Origin of the sequence: Methanolobus mangrovi (assembly GCF_031312535.1) — an archaeon.
In the GTDB taxonomy this organism is placed as follows: Archaea; Halobacteriota; Methanosarcinia; order Methanosarcinales; family Methanosarcinaceae; genus Methanolobus; species Methanolobus mangrovi.
In genome coordinates this window covers 2192015-2208454 of the sequence record NZ_CP133594.1, presented here as the reverse complement: position 1 = coordinate 2208454, position 16440 = coordinate 2192015, and the positions used below count along the sequence as shown (strand labels likewise).

The window sequence follows — 16440 nt, the reverse complement described above, 5'->3', positions numbered from 1 at the left end:
CTATGGATATTGAAGGCTACGCAAAACGGGGGCTTAAAAACAACGAGCCTGACATCGAGGACAGACTCACCGCCAGGATACTGGAGGTAAAGAAAACAAGCCCTGAACATGCACGCAAGCTTGCACAGGCAACCATCACCGAGGCCAAAGCCACCCTGAATCTGAAAGGAGATGTGCTTGAACCCACTGTTTCCGGCGTAACAATGGGAGAGTTCGGTGTCGGTTCAAGAGGACTTGGAGATTTTTACACTCATGAAAAGATAGCTGAAGTCATAGGAAAGACCAGTGCAGTCGTTGATACCACCCACCTTGATGATTCCGGTGTAGTAAAAACAGAGGGAGGAGAATATGTCATCCTCACCGTTGACGGTATGCACTCCAGACTCAGCGATTACTCATTCCTTGCAGGGTTCCACGTTGCAAGAGCAGCACTACGTGACGTATATGTCATGGGATCAAGACCCATTGCAATGTTATCAGACATCCACGTGGCAGATGATGGTGATGTAGGTAAGATCTTTGACCATATAGCAGGTATTACCGCAGTTTCCGAGCTATCAGGAATCCCACTCATAACAGGCAGCACCCTGAGAATAGGCGGCGACATGGTCATAGGCGAACGCATGACCGGTGCAGTCGGTGCCGTAGGTGTTTCAGCCGACCTGACATCACGTGAACAGACACAAGTAGGAGACGTCATACTCATGACAGAAGGTGCTGGTGGCGGAACCATATCCACAACAGCGCTCTATTATGGAATGCATGATATTGTAGATGAAACCATCAACATAAAGTTCCTGGAAGCATGCGATAAACTCCTGGAATCTGGTCTTGTGAAACACATCCATGCAATGACAGACGTAACAAACGGCGGAATCCGCGGGGATGCAAAGGAAATATCCAGAACTGCTGGTGTCAAACTCACGTTTGAAGAGAAGGAAATGAGGAAACTCGTCAACCCGGTGGTCCTTGAGATGCTTGAATCACTCGAAATTGATTATCTTGGAGTTTCCCTTGATGCTTTGCTCATAATTGCACCTGAAGAATATGCTGAAGATATTATGAAGACCATCCGAAGTGCAGATGTGGATATCGCAGTTATCGGGAAAGTAGTTGAAGGCACCGGTTCTGAGATCATAATTGACGGACAGGTAAGGGATTTCACACCACGCTTCAGGGAATCGGCATACACACCTATCAAAAAAATGATCGGTGACGAGAACCCGCGTGACTATGATGAAATGAAAAAAGCCATTGACAGGGCAGCGCTCGATGCTATCGAAAAGAAACGCCGTGTAATAGAAATGGTAAAAAATAAGTAGAAAGGTTCTTCCTTTCTTACTTATCTAATTCATCCTCTTCTTCTAATTTCTCAACAACAAGCACCACACCATCTTTTTCAAGAATTTTGACCTTATCTCCCTTCTCGATCAGATCCGATGAGCGTGCTTTCCAGTGTTGCCCATGGTGGAGAATATAACCTTCCTGGCCATTACCAATAGGATCAAGAGCCTTTGCACTGTCACCAATAAGTTCACCGAACAGGGGTCTTTTCCTTCTTACCTCAAATACCTTGTAAATCACAAAAACAAGGAAAATGCCGAGGATAACAGTAGGTGCAGAGACCGATATTATCAGTGTCCTCTGGAATTCTGCAGGTGTATAATTACGAGGGAAATCCGTAGGAGCCAACAACACACTGCCGGCAATTATGCATACAAAGCCCGCTATTCCGAAAACCCCGAATCCCGGAGCCTGGAATTCCAGCACAAGCAATATCACACCAACAATAATGAGGAAAAGGGCACCGATATTCACATCAAAACCGGTTCCTATCAGACCAAGAGCAATGGCAACTATTCCGAAAAGTTCAGCTCCAAATCCTGGGTTTGATATTCCCAGTATTATCGCATAGACTCCAAGAAGCAGGAGCAGCGAGGAAACTATCGGATTTGATATGATGTTCATGAACGCAAGACGCAGGGATGGTTCATAGTAAGTGATATCAGCACCGTCGGTGTTGAGTACTTTTCCTTTCACCTCTTCACCGTCAACCTGTGACATCAGATCTCCCAGAGTTGGGGAAACATACTCAATAACATCATACTCAAGAGCAGTATCAGCATCAAGGTTCAGGTTCTTAGTGATGAATTCCTCTGCAGCTGTCTGATTACGGTCATGTTTTTTCGCGTTTTCAGTAGCTCTTTTTACAAGAGCATTGACTATCTTCGCTTCCTCAACAGGTTCTGTCCCGCTGGCGGTCACTGTGACAGGCTGTGCAGAACCTATGATAGTATAAGGTGCCATTGCAGCTATGTCCGTACTTATTAAAATAAGAGTACCTGCAGACCACGCTTTTGTTCCTTCAGGATACACAAATCCAATCACCGGGACATCGGTTGCAGCTATCTGCTCAATTATGTCGATGGTTTCATCCAGACCCCCGCCGGGAGTATTGAGTGTTATCACCAGAGCTTCATAATCATCATTCTCTGCAAAGGCAATGGCATCAGCCACAATGTCATCGGAAACAGGAGTTATGGAGTCTGATATCTCAAGCACCAGTACCTTCTGCTGTCCGGCAGCATATGCAAGGCCGGTGAACTGGGAAAGGAGCAATGTAAAAAAAAGAAAAGTGCTCAGGTATGACCGGCACTTATGTCTCATGTTTCCTCCATTCACTCCTTCTTAGAGAATGCCTTGGAAAGGGCTGCAACGTCTCCAACATTGGTTGAGTTGGCTACGACAATCATATTCTTTTCCCTTGCTATTTCGGCATATGTCTGCAGTTCCCTGAGTTTGATCGCAACCGGCACTTCCTCGTAAAGGCGTGCAGCATCTTTCATCTTTGTAGCGGCAATGAACTCACCATCTGCAAGTATGATACGGGATCTCTTTTCACGCTCTGCTTCTGCCTGCTTTGCAATTGCACGAAGCATAGTTTCATCGATACTGACATCCCTTAGAGTTACACTTGTAACCTTGATACCCCACGGGTCTGTGGAAGCGTCAAGCAACTCCTGAATACTCCTGTTGATATCATCTCTTTTTGATAGTACATCATCAAGGTCTATCTGACCGATAACATCACGCAGGGTGGTCTGTGAAAGCATAGCTGTTGCATACTTGAAGTTCTCAACCTCATTGACAGCTTTTGAAGGGTCAATAACCTGATAATAGACCACGGCATCAACGGCTACTGTTACGTTATCCCTGGTTATGACAGCCTGTTTGGGTACATCAATGGTAACCACACGCAGGTCTATCTTCACAACTGTATCGATTACAGGGATGATCAGGAACAGACCCGGACCTTTTATCCCACTTAATCTTCCAAGACGGAAGATAACTACACGTTCATATTCATTTACAATCTTGACTGCTTTGGACAGTATCAAAACTGCAACAATAGCTAAAGGAAAAATAAAATCTATCAAAGGCATATATTTACCACTCTCCTGGGTGAACTTAAGTATAGCTTATATAAAGATTCTACTTCTTAAAAATATACCGGTGGCTGGACGAATAATATTTAAGAACGCTAGAAGGGAATCACAAGAACCATTAGATTGGATTTTGTAGAGGATGTGGGTCTGAATTCTTGTTTGAGGGGATGTACACGAAAGCATATTGTTATTATCGAAATAACACTTCAGACCCAACAAATAGTAGAACTCGTTAATCGTTTATTAATGTGATTGATTTTGACGTTAATAATTTCAAACTAATTTTTTAAATCGATAGCATGCGGCGAATATACAAATAGAATATATAATTATTGGTCAACTTTAGCTTTTAATCACAAGCAAACACATAAATCTAACATATACTATCTAACACTAGATACAATGAGCGAAAAATGTATAGATTGCAACGGAAAAGGCTATCGTGTCACTGGCACTGATAAATGTCCGGAATGCAAAGGGACTGGGAAATCAAAGTCAGTAGACTTTATGAAACTTTCAGAAAAGGATATGGCCAGTTTTTTGAAGAATGGCTCTTCCTGTAACAATTGCAGAGGAAGCGGAGAGATAGAGAACAGAGAAACATGTGCGGAGTGTTCTGGAAAAGGTACTTTTTACAAGTGTAAAATATGTGGGACATCCATGGACGGCCTCTACGAAGGAGATGAGGTCTGCAGCTCATGTGCAAAGAAGCAGGTCGTGTATAAGCTTGACAACTCCTGCACCCTTGATGAACTCGAAGTTGGTAAAATGTACCATTCAGTTGTCAGGAACATTGCAGAATTCGGAGTTTTCGTTGACATCAATTCAAACCTCAGGGGACTCATACATTCCAGTAATATGAAAGAACCACTGGAAGTAGGGGAAGCTGTGATTGTAAGTGTCAAGGAGATAAAGCCAAGGGGTAAAATGGATCTTGTGCCACGTAAGCTGAAAGAATACCAGACCGTGGAACTTGAGAAGGACCTCCCTGTAAAACTGGCAAACGAAATTCCCCAGATGGTCGGCAAGAAGATCAAGATCCAGGGTGAGGTCATACAGGTCAAACAGACTGCAGGACCAACCATATTTACTATTGCTGATGAAACCGGACAGATATCCTGTGCTGCCTTTGAGAGTGCCGGTGAAAGAGCATATCCACAAATAGACGCGGACATGATAGTTGCAGCAACAGGTGACATCACATCCCGCGGAGACAGTTTCCAGCTTGAGATCCAGAGCCTTAAAAGACTCACCGGACCAAAAGAAACTGAGATACTCCAGCGTATAGAAGCTGCCATTGACAGCAGGGCAGAACCCTATGAGATAGAATACATGGTTGAGAGTGAGGTCCTTGAGAAACTCAGGCCGACCATGAAAAAAGCTGCAAAGGAAATAAGGAAGGCAATTATCAAATCCACTCCTATCCTGTTGCGCCACCATGCCGATGCTGACGGAATGACTGCGGCTCTGGCCATCGAGAAGGCCATCGTCCCACTCATAAGAGAGGTGAACGGACAGGACGGGGAATATTACTTCTACAAACGTGCACCTTCAAAAGCACCGTTCTACGAGATGACGGATGTCGTCCGTGATATCGGCTTTGCCCTTGAAGATGTGGTAAGACATGGACAGAAGATGCCTCTCGTCATAAGTGTGGACAATGGATCATCCATAGAAAACGTGGCTGCAATGAAGCAGGCAAAGGTATACGGTATCCAGATGATAGTCATGGACCACCACCAGCCCGACGATGAGGTAGATCAATACCTACTAACCCATGTTAACCCAGCACACGTCGGAGGAGATTTCGGTATGACAGCGGGTATGCTCTGTACCGAAGTAGCACGTATGATAAATGTCAACGTAGAAAATGATATCAAACACCTCCCTGCAGTAGCTGCTCTTGGTGACCGCTCAGAAGCGGAAGAGGCAAAGAGATACATAGAACTGGTATCTGACAAGTATACCACGCAAAACCTCAAAGATATGGCACTTGCCCTTGACTTTGCGGCATACTGGCTTAAGTTCAACAACGGAAAAGGCATCGTTGACGATATCCTGGACTTTGGTGACCACGTGATACACAAGAACCTTGTCAACGTGCTTTGCGAACAGGCAAACGAGATGATAGCCGAACAGATAGATGTGAGTATGGCCCATGTGAAAGCCCAGGACCTTCCAAACGGAGCTGTCCTGAATGTGCTCGATGTTGAGAACTATGCTCACAAGTTCACATTCCCACCACCAGGAAAAACATCAGGAGAAGTACACGACAAATTGTGTAAGAGATACGAAGGCAAACCTGTCGTAACTATAGGATATGGCCCTGACTTTGCTGTAATCCGCTCAAAGGGAGTATTGATGAATATACCGCAGATGGTAAGGGAACTTCACGAAGAGGTAAAGGGCGGCGGAGTCAATGGTGGAGGACACCTTGTCGTCGGAAGTATAAAATTCGTAGAAGGTATGCGCACAGATGTGCTCTCTAAACTTGTAGAAAAAATAGGGTCCGTAGGAGTTGAATAACTCCTACTTTAATATTTATTATTCAAACTTTTTTTAATTATCTTCAGTCCACACGTACAATGCGTACAAGTGCATGTACAGGGACCTCGGAAAGTGACTCAGAACCGGTCTTGTCAACAAGGACCGCAATTGCCACTGGTTTTGCACCTGAGCTTCTAAGATGGGTAACAACATCATTCATAGTAGCACCGGTGGTTATGACATCATCTACTATGACACACTTCTTTCCTTTTATGCCTCCGAAATTCCTGCTGAATGCACCCTTCAACTTGGATTCATCATTTTGCTCATTGTAGGCATGGTACACTGACATTTCAGTATTGAGTTCTTCTGCCATAAGAGTTGCAAGAGGAACCCCACTAAGACCGATACCAACAACCATATCGATATCGTTACCGGTTTCTTGCACTGTGTCAAGCACCATGTCACACATTGCAATTCCAATGTGGCGCATCCTGTAAGAGCTCTTTCCGATACTGCTCCAGTTTACCGATATATCTTTAGGTGCAGGGTAGACTTCTTCCTTCTTTGCACGGGTCAAAAGCCACGTGACGGTTTCCCGGGAAACGTTCAGTTCATCTGCAATTTGCCTTGTAACAAGACCATTTGCCTGCAATTCAAGGGCTTTTTGGATCAATTTATCAATATTCTTCATATGAATCCCGCATGTTCATTTTTAACCTGTAATTTGTTATATAACAACAGAGATGTTATATTTTTCTTTTACGCCTTTTCTTAAGTGAAGAACCACAAACCGGGCATACATCACCGCTATCAAAACGTCTGCGACAGCCCACACATTCTTTTTGCCATACCAACACATCCTTTATCTTTTTCTGGGCCACTGGCTTCACTTCTATACCCAGGATCCTGGCAACGTTCTGAACTGCATAATCATCGGTCAGAAGGACAGAAGTGCCTTTATATTCAAGCGCCTTGGCGAGGATATCGACATCAGTTGCCGATAATTCCTCACAATCCCTTGTCTCTTTTGCGATTTCCATGACAGCTTTTCGGGAACTATCCTCCGGCATTTCCACACGTGCCCCATTTTCACGGGCAAGCTCAAACCGCATGGATGCCTCATTGCTTTTGAGTTCATTCACAACCGAAGGGATAGTTATCATCCTATGGGGCTCGATTCCGGTCCCCATTATAAAGACCGCAGAATCCGCAATGTAATATTCCATGTAATAGCTGATACTTTCTGAACATAGATTAATTCTTTGTCAGTTTCAAAAATGAACGTAACATATATTCAACAAATATACATATATATTTATAAAATAAATATGGGTGAAAGGAAATGATCATTCATGACTAGATTATCCAGTGGAAATATTGACTTAGACAAAAGATTACAGGGAGGTTTTCCTGAAGGAGAGTGTGTCCTTATAACAGGGGAACCAGGAACCGGTAAAACTATTTTTGGTATTCAGTTTCTTTACAACGCATGCCAGGAAGGAAAGAAATGCGTAATAATAGCAACTGAAGAGGTTCCGGAAAAGATAATCCTTCATGGTAAAGCACTTGGATTTGACCTTGAACCTTTCGTGGAGACTAATCAGCTTACCATGATACACTTCCTTGAATTGAGAGCAAATAATTTAGCAGAAGGATATACCAACGTCTGCATGCACATAGATGACCTGAACAACCTCGCACATATCATTCAGGATGATGTCGATGTCATCATCCTCGATAACCTCGGCACATTTTCAATCGGAATCGACCTGAAACAATTCAGGGACAAACTTGATACCCTGGCATATGTGCTGTCAAATCAAAAAAGGACATCACTCATAGTAATGGATGCAACTGCCCATGAACTCACACACCGGATAGCTGAGTACTCCACTTATGGAACTATCAGGCTCATGACAAAAGAAAATCCGTATACCGGCAAAATGGAACGGTTCATGTACATACCAAAGATGAGAGGGACAAAGATATCACTGGACATTATTAACTATGACATAACCGAAGAAGGTATCAAACTGTTTCCAGCAAAGGCCAACAGATAAGTATAATTGAGAATATTCCTAATTTAGGACCAGGCAGGCTTGATAAAATGGACATTTCAAAAGCTAAAGATAGCATCGTGGAATTCATCAGGGATAAAACAAAGGAAGCAGGTGTAAAAGGCGCAGTAATAGGAATCAGCGGAGGCATCGATTCCGCCCTGACAGCTTACCTGACAGTTGAAGCCCTTGGAAAGGAGAATGTCCTTGGCATACACATGCCGGAGCTTAATCTAACGCCTGCAGAAGATGTGCTGGATGCCACCGAAGTGGCAGACAGGCTGGGAATCGAATTCAAAACCGTTGATATATCAGAGATCCTTTCTGCATACCTTAACTCAATTCCGGAGAGTTCAGCTTCCAATTCACATTCCAATGGAAACCTCAAAGCCAGGATTCGCATGTCCACCCTTTACTATTATGCAAACATGATGTCACGAACGGTTATGGGAACAGGCAACAAAACAGAGATACTCCTGGGATATTTCACAAAATACGGAGATGGTGGCGTTGACTTTGAACCGATCGGGGACCTCTACAAAACAGAGGTTAAAGAGATGTCAGCACTTCTTGGAATTCCTGAAGAGATTATCACAAAAGCTCCTTCAGCAAGGTTATGGGCAGACCAGACCGACGAGGAAGAACTGGGAATCACATATGAACTGGTTGACAGGTTCCTTGCCCTTTTACTAGAAGGGGAAACCCCACAGGTCGCACAGAATACTCTTGGGCTGACAAGCACCCAGAGAGATTCTGTGGTTAAACGCATCAATGCAAACCTGCATAAACAAAAAGCTCCTGCCATAGCAGAACTAAGATCTCTCAGATAAAGCATTAATAAGGATTATCTGCCGGCAAAAACTGGCAGTTCATCTTTTTCAAATCTCAGAAGCTGCTTTGCAAGATGCCGCCTTGCACATGGTGGAACCTCATAGAATCCAATCCCAATTTCTCTTTTTACTTCTGATCTTTCTGTAACCATAGAACTGGTACCACACTTCCTGCACCTGTAACCCTGATCGGAACCAGCGGATTTCATCCTCTTACCACAGGAAGGACATAAGGGATTTCTAACCTCGTACTTTGGGGAAAGACCGATTATCTTTATTTTCTCAATGTTCACTGTCCTTTCAGTAACACTACCATAGACAACGATCCGGTCACCGGGAATCAGTTTGCGTATCAGTTCCCTGAAGTTCTTTGTCGGCTCAAAGGCAGCACAGTCAATTGTATCCCCGGCAGAATCCTTCAGAGAGAATATTGTATGCCCTCCCCTGATGGTCTTTGGTTCACAGCAGACCTGTCCTTCCAGAATATACGAATGCATTTCCTGAATGTCACTGATAGTTGATGCTGAGATCAGATGCATATCAGTACCCTGATTTGTCCTGTATATACACACACGTTCCACCGGTTCTGACCTGATAAAAGATACGGCCTTTTCAACAGAATATGCATCCTTTCCCCTTATTCCGTAAAGGACAGGATCACCTGCATGAGGGACACAAACCACCATTTCATTTTTCAGGTCTACAGTGTCCCATGTATCAGGATATGTTTGCCTGTCAGCTTCAAAGAGAGAATCGCCATCTACAAAACGCGGGGTACCGCATACCTCCAGCTTCCTGTATGCAATATACTCATAAGTATGGTCCCAATCCTGACTTAGCATTGCACCGCAGGCAGAAAGGGCACCGATAAGTCCGCGACCATTCTTGAATGTTTTGAATTTCAGTCCAAGTCCTGAAACCAGTTCCTTCGCTTCATCTATTGTAATGACTTCTTTGACAGCATGCCTGAAAAAATCACTCAGTGTTTTTCTGACCTTCTCAAACTGGTCATCTGTGATGAAAACAATTCCCGGATTGGTGTTCTCATTTTCCATGCAGGCCATGGAAGCGACTTTCCGGATAACATGATCCATTACTTTTTCAGGTTCGTCGCATTCCAGGAACAATGCTACCGATGCATTCCCACGGGTCTTGTATGGAATAGTAGGATTAAGACGGACAAGTATAGGATCAGATACGGTCTTTGCATAAGATGATAGCTCATCCCTTAAAAGAGCACATAGGTAGGTGGTACACATACCATCCCTGGAATCCGTGTCATCAATACCTACGATCATTTTAGTATATTCACTGCTCATTGGACCAATTGCAAATATGACTGATTAGTGTTAAATGATTCTCTGAATATCAGATGTTCTCTTCTTTAATTGTTGGAAGAAGCACATGTATTTCAGTTCCTTTGCCTTCTTCACTTGTTGCCCATATAGAACCACCATGTGCTTCCACAATGCTTTTACAAAGATATAATCCAAGGCCATTGCCACCATAACGACGTGTCAGAGAGCCGTCCATCTGGTAGAATCTTTTGAAAATATGTTGGATTTCATCTTTGGGTATACCTATGCCAGTATCCTTTACGACAACATGGATCTCGTTACCTCCCTGGAACACTACGACAGTTATTGAACCTTCAGGCGAGGTAAACTTCAATGCATTTTCAAGTATATGAGAGAATACCTGTTCCAGATATGTCACATTGCCACAAACAAATGGGAGGGATAAAATATAGTCTTTATTCACTACCGGACCTTTTTCGCTTCGCATCGACAACTGATCATCAATTACTTTATCGAGTACATTGACAATATCAATAGAATCAAGATGATACTGTATGTTTCCTGAATGAATGTTCTGCATATATAGAAGGGAATCTATCAATTTATGCAATCTTTTAGCATTCTGCAAAATCACTCCCACGCTTTTTACCTGTTCCTCCTCCAGAGCTCCGAGATGGCCTTCAAAAAGAAGTTCACTGTACCCTTTGATAGGTATGAGAGGAGTCTTTAGTTCGTGGGTTATGTTCGCCATGAATTCATCTTTCATACGGTCCAGTGATTCAAGTTCCTTGTTGTTCCTGGCTAGTTCTTCTGCATATGCTTTGATTTGTTCCTCACTTTGTTTTCTCTGTATGAGTTCCCATGTCCCCTGCATAAGAAGCGTTATCTGCCTTATATCGGAGCTGTCATAATCACTGTCTTTATTCCCAACACCTGCGATCATAACAATCTTATCATTATAGAATACGGGAATGCCAAGGTGATTGTGGATATCCACATGACCTTCCGGAAGTCCTTTTTTAAACGAATTCTCACGTCTGTAATCATTTGTTATTATTGGTTTACGCTGCCGTATGGATTCTCCCCAAAGTCCCATTTCGTCAACATTGAATTCGGTCGTTATATTTTGAACATCACAAAGTTCCATTGCCTTCTCTGACCAGCTATATACGCTTGTAGTGGCTTTATCTTCATTTATAAAGGCAATATAACCTACCTTACTTTCCGTAAGTTCAACAGCTTTCTCAAGAGAGAAATTCAGGATATCATTTGTCATTGAACCTGTAAACTGGTTAAGCTCAACAAGGGCCTCTAACCTTAGTTCATCGAGGAAGAAAGCTTTTTGTGCAGCCTTCATTTCAGTTATATCCTTAAAAAGAAGAATTATCTTATCATCTGTTATTTTTGCAAAATTCAACTTGATGTCTTTTACAGAACCATCTTTGCAGGAAATCTTGCATTCTTTTTTATAGACATTGCTTCTTTCATCCCGGGATGATGATTGGTTTGAGCACCATGAATCAAAAATCGTCTTTCTGCGATGTGAGTCGGAATCTGCAAACTCCCACCATTTATCCATTTCCAGCACATCTTCAAGGGCATAACCAAAGGTTTCCGTGAACTTTCGATTAAAATAGATCGGACTATAACTGGAATCCAATAGAGCAATAGATAAAGGAGAGAACTGTACCACATTCCTGAAAAGCAGCTCACTTTCCTCAAGCTCCCTCTGGGAGAGTTTCTGCTGGGTGATATCTTCACCGGATATTATAATTCCTTTAAAAATACCATTATCCGTAAATGAAACGGCATTCCATAGGACAAAAATATTACTACCATCTCTTTTAAGTAGAGGGACTTCAAGATTATCAATAGAGTCAATTTCATCTGAAATGAATTTATTCCAGATGGAACGGGATTCAGATTTAAAAGAATCAGGGACTAATAAGTCAAACCACTGTTTCCCTGAGATATGCTTTTCTTCATACCCTGTCAACTCAAGGATTTTTTTGTTAACAAATGAGATATTGCCTTTCGTATCCAGAAAGAGAATAATCATTGGCAGTTTATCCATTATTTTGGCGGATATTTTGCTTTCAATTGCCAGATTAGGAACTTCCAATCTATTAGATACAGGCATTAAGGACTACTCCAGAAACTGATTCTTTTCCATTTCCTTAGTCTAAACCTTCATATTAATATCCTTGGCAAGGCACACTGAACTATTTTTCAAAAGCAATCATTTGTTGTATATACACCATTATTTCAACACATCAAATAAATAATTTTCTAGCGAGATTTTATTAAAAGTATCTATAAAAGGTTAAAATGGGAATTATAACTAAACAGTTCACGATACACTTATATAGATGTGCAAACAAAGCCTATTCTGTCATGACGAAAGAAATCCTGATACATCAGATCATTGATGTATTACAGCAAGCAGGCTTCATTGTATCAAAAAGATGCAATATAAGACCACGAAGTTTTGATCTTGCAGCTAGGAAAGACGAAACCCTCATTTTTTGTAAAGTATTATACAATATTGACGGGCTAAATGAGGAAACTGCAAGAGAAATGAAAAGCCTCGCACGCTGCCTTGGAGGAACTCCGGTACTTATAGGTGCAAAAACCAGGGACCAGATGCTTGAGGATAGCGTAGTGTATATGCGCTATGAAATTCCGGCGGTTAGTGTACAAACCCTTTATGATTATTTAGTGGAAGAAGTACCCCCTCTTGTATCAGCGGCACCTGGCGGACTTTATGTTTCAATAGATGGTGAGGTCCTCAAAGAAGCCCGCCAAAGAACGGACATGTCGTTAGGGGCCCTTGCTACTGAACTTGGAGTCTCCAGAAGAACTATCAGCAAATACGAGGAAGGTGGAATGGATGCATCCATAGATGTGGTTCTCCATCTTGAGGAACTACTGGATGTTGCCCTTGCAAAATCCATCGATATTCTACGTTCTTTTGAGGAAAAGATAAATGTTGAGGTCAAACAGGAAAAAGCGCCTGAGACACAACCGGATGATGGTATTTTGAGTATGCTCTATGCGCTTGGTTATCAGGTCATGTCAACAAGCCAGGCGCCCTTTAAAGCCATATCAAAAGATACTTCCGACACACTGCTGACAGGTATCAGCACATATAGCAGCGCAATGATAAAACGTGCAGATCTTATGAGCAGCATATCATGTGTAACAAGAACAAAGTCGGTTTTTATCATAGACGGACAGATCAAATCAGAAACTGTTGAGAATACGATCCTTATCCAGAAAAGCGAACTGGACAAACTTGCAGGTACAGAGGAGCTTGCAGAGCTTATCGATGAAAGGACTAAAAAGCATAACATCAAGATCTGATGTTTTGCTTTCAGATACTTAATTTCTTACAGCTTTTTTTTAAATATTCAGTAATTCCTGATAAATCCCAAAACTCTAATATACAGAAATCCCTTTTAGAACTAACAATGACCACCAACATCGCAGTACTTGTTTCAGGAAGAGGATCGAATCTTCAGTCAATTATCGACAATATCGAAAATGGCTACATCGAAAGTGCAACGATATCTGTTGTCATCAGCGATGTGGGAGATGCCTATGCACTCGAGCGTGCCCAAAAACATGGAATCACCGATGTATTCATAGATCCTTCTGATTTCCCTAATAAACAGGAGTATGAAAAGGAGATATTGAAAGTCCTGGAAGACAACGATGTTGACCTGATACTTCTTGCGGGATACATGCGGCTGGTGGGAAAAGACCTCATTGGAGCATACCGAAACAGGATAATAAACATCCACCCAGCACTGCTTCCTTCTTTCAAAGGACTGCATGCACAGCAGCAGGCTTTTGACTACGGTGTGAAGGTTAGCGGATGCACAGTGCATTTCGTTGACGAAGGAATGGACACAGGACCTATAATTATCCAGAAATGCGTACCTGTGCTTGACACAGATACCGCTGATGACCTTGCAGCAAGAATCCTTGAGCAGGAACACAATATCTTCCCCGAATCAGTCAAACTATTCGTTGAGGGTAAACTTAAAGTGGAAGGTCGAATTGTAGTACACACATAAATTGATACTCATATATTACTGGTTAAACCAGGAAGTTTCTCACAAACATATTACTTCAAATATAACGGTTGGTAACAATGTCTTACATCTCAGAAATTGACCCGGATATTGCAGAGGCCCTCAGGCTGGAAGCAAACCGCCAGGATTACAAGTTGAACCTGATCGCATCAGAGAACTATGCAAGCCGCGCTGTAATGGAAGCACAGGGCTCTGTAATGACAAACAAATACGCTGAAGGATATTCAGGAAAACGCTACTATGGCGGCTGCGAATTCGTTGATATTGCAGAAGACCTTGCCATTGAGAGAGCAAAGGAGATCTTCGGTGCAGAACATGTGAATGTCCAGCCACACTCCGGTTCCGGCTCGAACATGGCATGTTATTTTTCAGTCCTCAAGCCAGGGGACACCATTATGTCAATGGACCTTACACACGGCGGTCACCTTTCACACGGAAGCCCGGTGAACTTTGCAGGACAGCTTTACAATATAATCCCATATGGTGTTGACAAGGAAACAGAGGCCCTTGATTACGATGCACTTATGGAAATGGCAAAAGAGAAGAAACCACAAATGATAGTTTGTGGTGCTTCAGCATACTCAAAGACACTTGATTTCAAGGCATTCAAAGAGATAGCTGATGAAGTAGGAGCATACCTGCTTGCAGATATTGCACACATCGCAGGACTTGTTGCTGCCGGTGCACACCCAAGCCCTGTACCTTATGCAGACTTTGTAACAACCACTACCCACAAGACCCTCAGAGGTCCAAGAGGTGGAATGGTCATGTGCAAAGAAGAATATGCAAAAGAACTTAACAAGGCTGTGTTCCCTGGAATCCAGGGTGGACCACTCATGCATATTATCGCAGCAAAGGCTGTTGCATTCAAGGAAGCACTTGGAGAGAGTTTCAAGGCAGACCAATACCAGACCGTAAAGAATGCAGGTGTCCTGGCAACAGAACTCCAGAAGAATGGATTTGATATCGTTTCAGGCGGAACCGACAACCACGTAATGCTTTTGAACCTTAACAAGTTCGACATCACAGGAAAGGAAGCAGAAGCTGCAATGAGCAAGGCTGGTATAGTACTTAATAAGAACACCATCCCATTCGAGACAAGAAGTCCTTTCATCACAAGTGGAGTAAGGATCGGCACTCCTGCTGCAACAACAAGAGGAATGAAGGAAGACCAGATGAAGGAGATTGCCGGATTTATCATGGAAGTGATCAACAACCTCAATGATGATACGGTACTTCACGGCATCAACTCTGATGTTGAGCAGCTTTGCAGCGGATTTCCGATATACAAGTAATAAGCAATTAAAACGCAATCCTGTATAAGGAACAATATCGCAGGTGTTTGCATCATGACAGAAGAGAACTACGATTCCAGGAAAATAGATGGGAGAAGCCTGTCAAAGAAAGTGGAAGAACAGGTCAAGCAGGGAGTCGAACAGCTTAAGGCAGAGAAGGGAATAATTCCCGGACTTGCAACAATACTTGTGGGTGAGGACCCTGCATCCAAGATGTATGTCCGTCTTAAACACAAGGCATGTGAAAGGGTCGGCATACATGCAGAAGACCACAATATGCCTGAATCCACCACCCAGGAAGAACTCATGGAGCGTATCCGGGAATTGAACTTACGGGAGGACATACACGGAATCCTCCTTCAGTTACCTCTTCCGGGACACCTTGATGATAAGTCTGCAATGCTTGCCATCGATCCTGCAAAGGATGCCGATGGGTTCCACGCATACAACATGGGAAAACTCCTGATTGGCGAAGAGGGTCTTGTGCCCTGCACTCCAAAAGGTGTTATAAGAGCACTGGAAGAGTACAATGTGCCAATACAGGGCAAACATGCAGTTATCGTCGGACACAGCAATGTTGTGGGAAAACCCATGGCAGCAATGCTTGTGAACAGGAATGCAACTGTGTCTGTGTGTCATGTTTTCACAGATGACCTGAAGAAGTTCACCCTTGATGCGGATATCCTTGTTGTAGGAACAGGTGTCAAGCACCTCATCAAAGCAGACATGGTAAAGGAAGGTGCAGTTATCTTTGATGTGGGAATCACCGAAGAGAACGGCAAGGTTTACGGTGATGTTGATTTCGATAATGTGGTGAAGAAGGCTTCACTCATAACCCCGGTTCCCGGAGGCGTTGGACCAATGACCATCGCGATTCTTATGGAACACGTGCTTACGGCAGCAAAGAATGCCTGATAAGCATTTTTA

Annotated in this window: 14 protein-coding genes; 8 read left to right on the top strand and 6 right to left on the bottom strand. The window is 43.0% G+C overall.

All coding sequences use genetic code 11. The features are described from left to right. Positions 1-2: 2 nt before the first annotated feature. Complete coding sequence (locus RE476_RS10615) at positions 3-1322, top strand: AIR synthase-related protein (RefSeq protein ID WP_309307608.1); 1320 nt, start codon at positions 3-5, stop codon at positions 1320-1322. 16 nt (positions 1323-1338) lie between these two features. Here RE476_RS10615 and RE476_RS10610 read toward each other — a convergent pair whose 3' ends face one another. Together RE476_RS10610 and RE476_RS10605 are read right to left on the bottom strand one after the other, a co-directional pair. Further along, complete coding sequence (locus RE476_RS10610) at positions 1339-2667, bottom strand: NfeD family protein (RefSeq protein WP_309307607.1); 1329 nt, start codon at positions 2665-2667, stop codon at positions 1339-1341. 11 nt (positions 2668-2678) lie between these two features. Beyond that, entirely contained in the window at positions 2679-3443 is a 765-nt protein-coding gene (locus tag RE476_RS10605; protein ID WP_309307606.1) for a slipin family protein, read from the bottom strand. A gap of 405 nt (positions 3444-3848) precedes the next feature. On the opposite strand from RE476_RS10605, the gene RE476_RS10600 reads away from it, so the two are divergent. After that, on the top strand, positions 3849-5972 hold the full coding sequence (locus tag RE476_RS10600; RefSeq protein WP_309307605.1) for a DHH family phosphoesterase: 2124 nt from the start codon (positions 3849-3851) through the stop codon (positions 5970-5972). A 43-nt stretch (positions 5973-6015) separates the two neighbouring features. On the opposite strand, the gene RE476_RS10595 is transcribed toward RE476_RS10600, so the two are convergent. Next, positions 6016-6627, bottom strand: a complete 612-nt coding sequence (locus RE476_RS10595; protein ID WP_309307604.1) for an orotate phosphoribosyltransferase-like protein — start codon at positions 6625-6627, stop codon at positions 6016-6018. Positions 6628-6682: 55 nt separating this feature from the next. After that, the gene (locus RE476_RS10590) at positions 6683-7162 is read right to left on the bottom strand and encodes an NOB1 family endonuclease (RefSeq protein ID WP_309307603.1); all 480 of its coding nucleotides are present in this window, start codon (positions 7160-7162) and stop codon (positions 6683-6685) included. A 126-nt stretch (positions 7163-7288) separates the two neighbouring features. Here RE476_RS10590 and RE476_RS10585 point away from each other — a divergent pair, with 126 nt between their 5' ends. After that, positions 7289-7996, top strand: a complete 708-nt coding sequence (locus tag RE476_RS10585) for an RAD55 family ATPase (protein WP_309307602.1) — start codon at positions 7289-7291, stop codon at positions 7994-7996. 47 nt (positions 7997-8043) lie between these two features. Further along, positions 8044-8823, top strand: a complete 780-nt coding sequence (locus RE476_RS10580) for an NAD+ synthase (RefSeq protein ID WP_309307601.1) — start codon at positions 8044-8046, stop codon at positions 8821-8823. A 14-nt stretch (positions 8824-8837) separates the two neighbouring features. Here RE476_RS10580 and RE476_RS10575 read toward each other — a convergent pair whose 3' ends face one another. After that, on the bottom strand, positions 8838-10142 hold the full coding sequence (locus tag RE476_RS10575; RefSeq protein WP_309307600.1) for a tRNA(Ile)(2)-agmatinylcytidine synthase: 1305 nt from the start codon (positions 10140-10142) through the stop codon (positions 8838-8840). A gap of 49 nt (positions 10143-10191) precedes the next feature. Further along, entirely contained in the window at positions 10192-12261 is a 2070-nt protein-coding gene (locus tag RE476_RS10570) for a sensor histidine kinase (protein ID WP_309307599.1), read from the bottom strand. 254 nt (positions 12262-12515) lie between these two features. Between RE476_RS10570 and RE476_RS10565 the strand changes: the two genes are divergently transcribed. The 4 genes from RE476_RS10565 to RE476_RS10550 all read left to right on the top strand — a co-directional run bounded on the left by RE476_RS10565 (position 12516) and on the right by RE476_RS10550 (position 16428). Continuing rightward, complete coding sequence (locus RE476_RS10565; protein ID WP_309307598.1) at positions 12516-13484, top strand: transcriptional regulator; 969 nt, start codon at positions 12516-12518, stop codon at positions 13482-13484. A 107-nt stretch (positions 13485-13591) separates the two neighbouring features. After that, the gene (gene purN, locus RE476_RS10560) at positions 13592-14200 is read left to right on the top strand and encodes a phosphoribosylglycinamide formyltransferase (protein ID WP_309307597.1); all 609 of its coding nucleotides are present in this window, start codon (positions 13592-13594) and stop codon (positions 14198-14200) included. Positions 14201-14277: 77 nt separating this feature from the next. After that, complete coding sequence (glyA, locus tag RE476_RS10555; RefSeq protein WP_309307596.1) at positions 14278-15513, top strand: serine hydroxymethyltransferase; 1236 nt, start codon at positions 14278-14280, stop codon at positions 15511-15513. A gap of 54 nt (positions 15514-15567) precedes the next feature. Further along, the gene (locus RE476_RS10550; protein ID WP_309307595.1) at positions 15568-16428 is read left to right on the top strand and encodes a bifunctional methylenetetrahydrofolate dehydrogenase/methenyltetrahydrofolate cyclohydrolase; all 861 of its coding nucleotides are present in this window, start codon (positions 15568-15570) and stop codon (positions 16426-16428) included. Positions 16429-16440 lie beyond the last annotated feature (12 nt).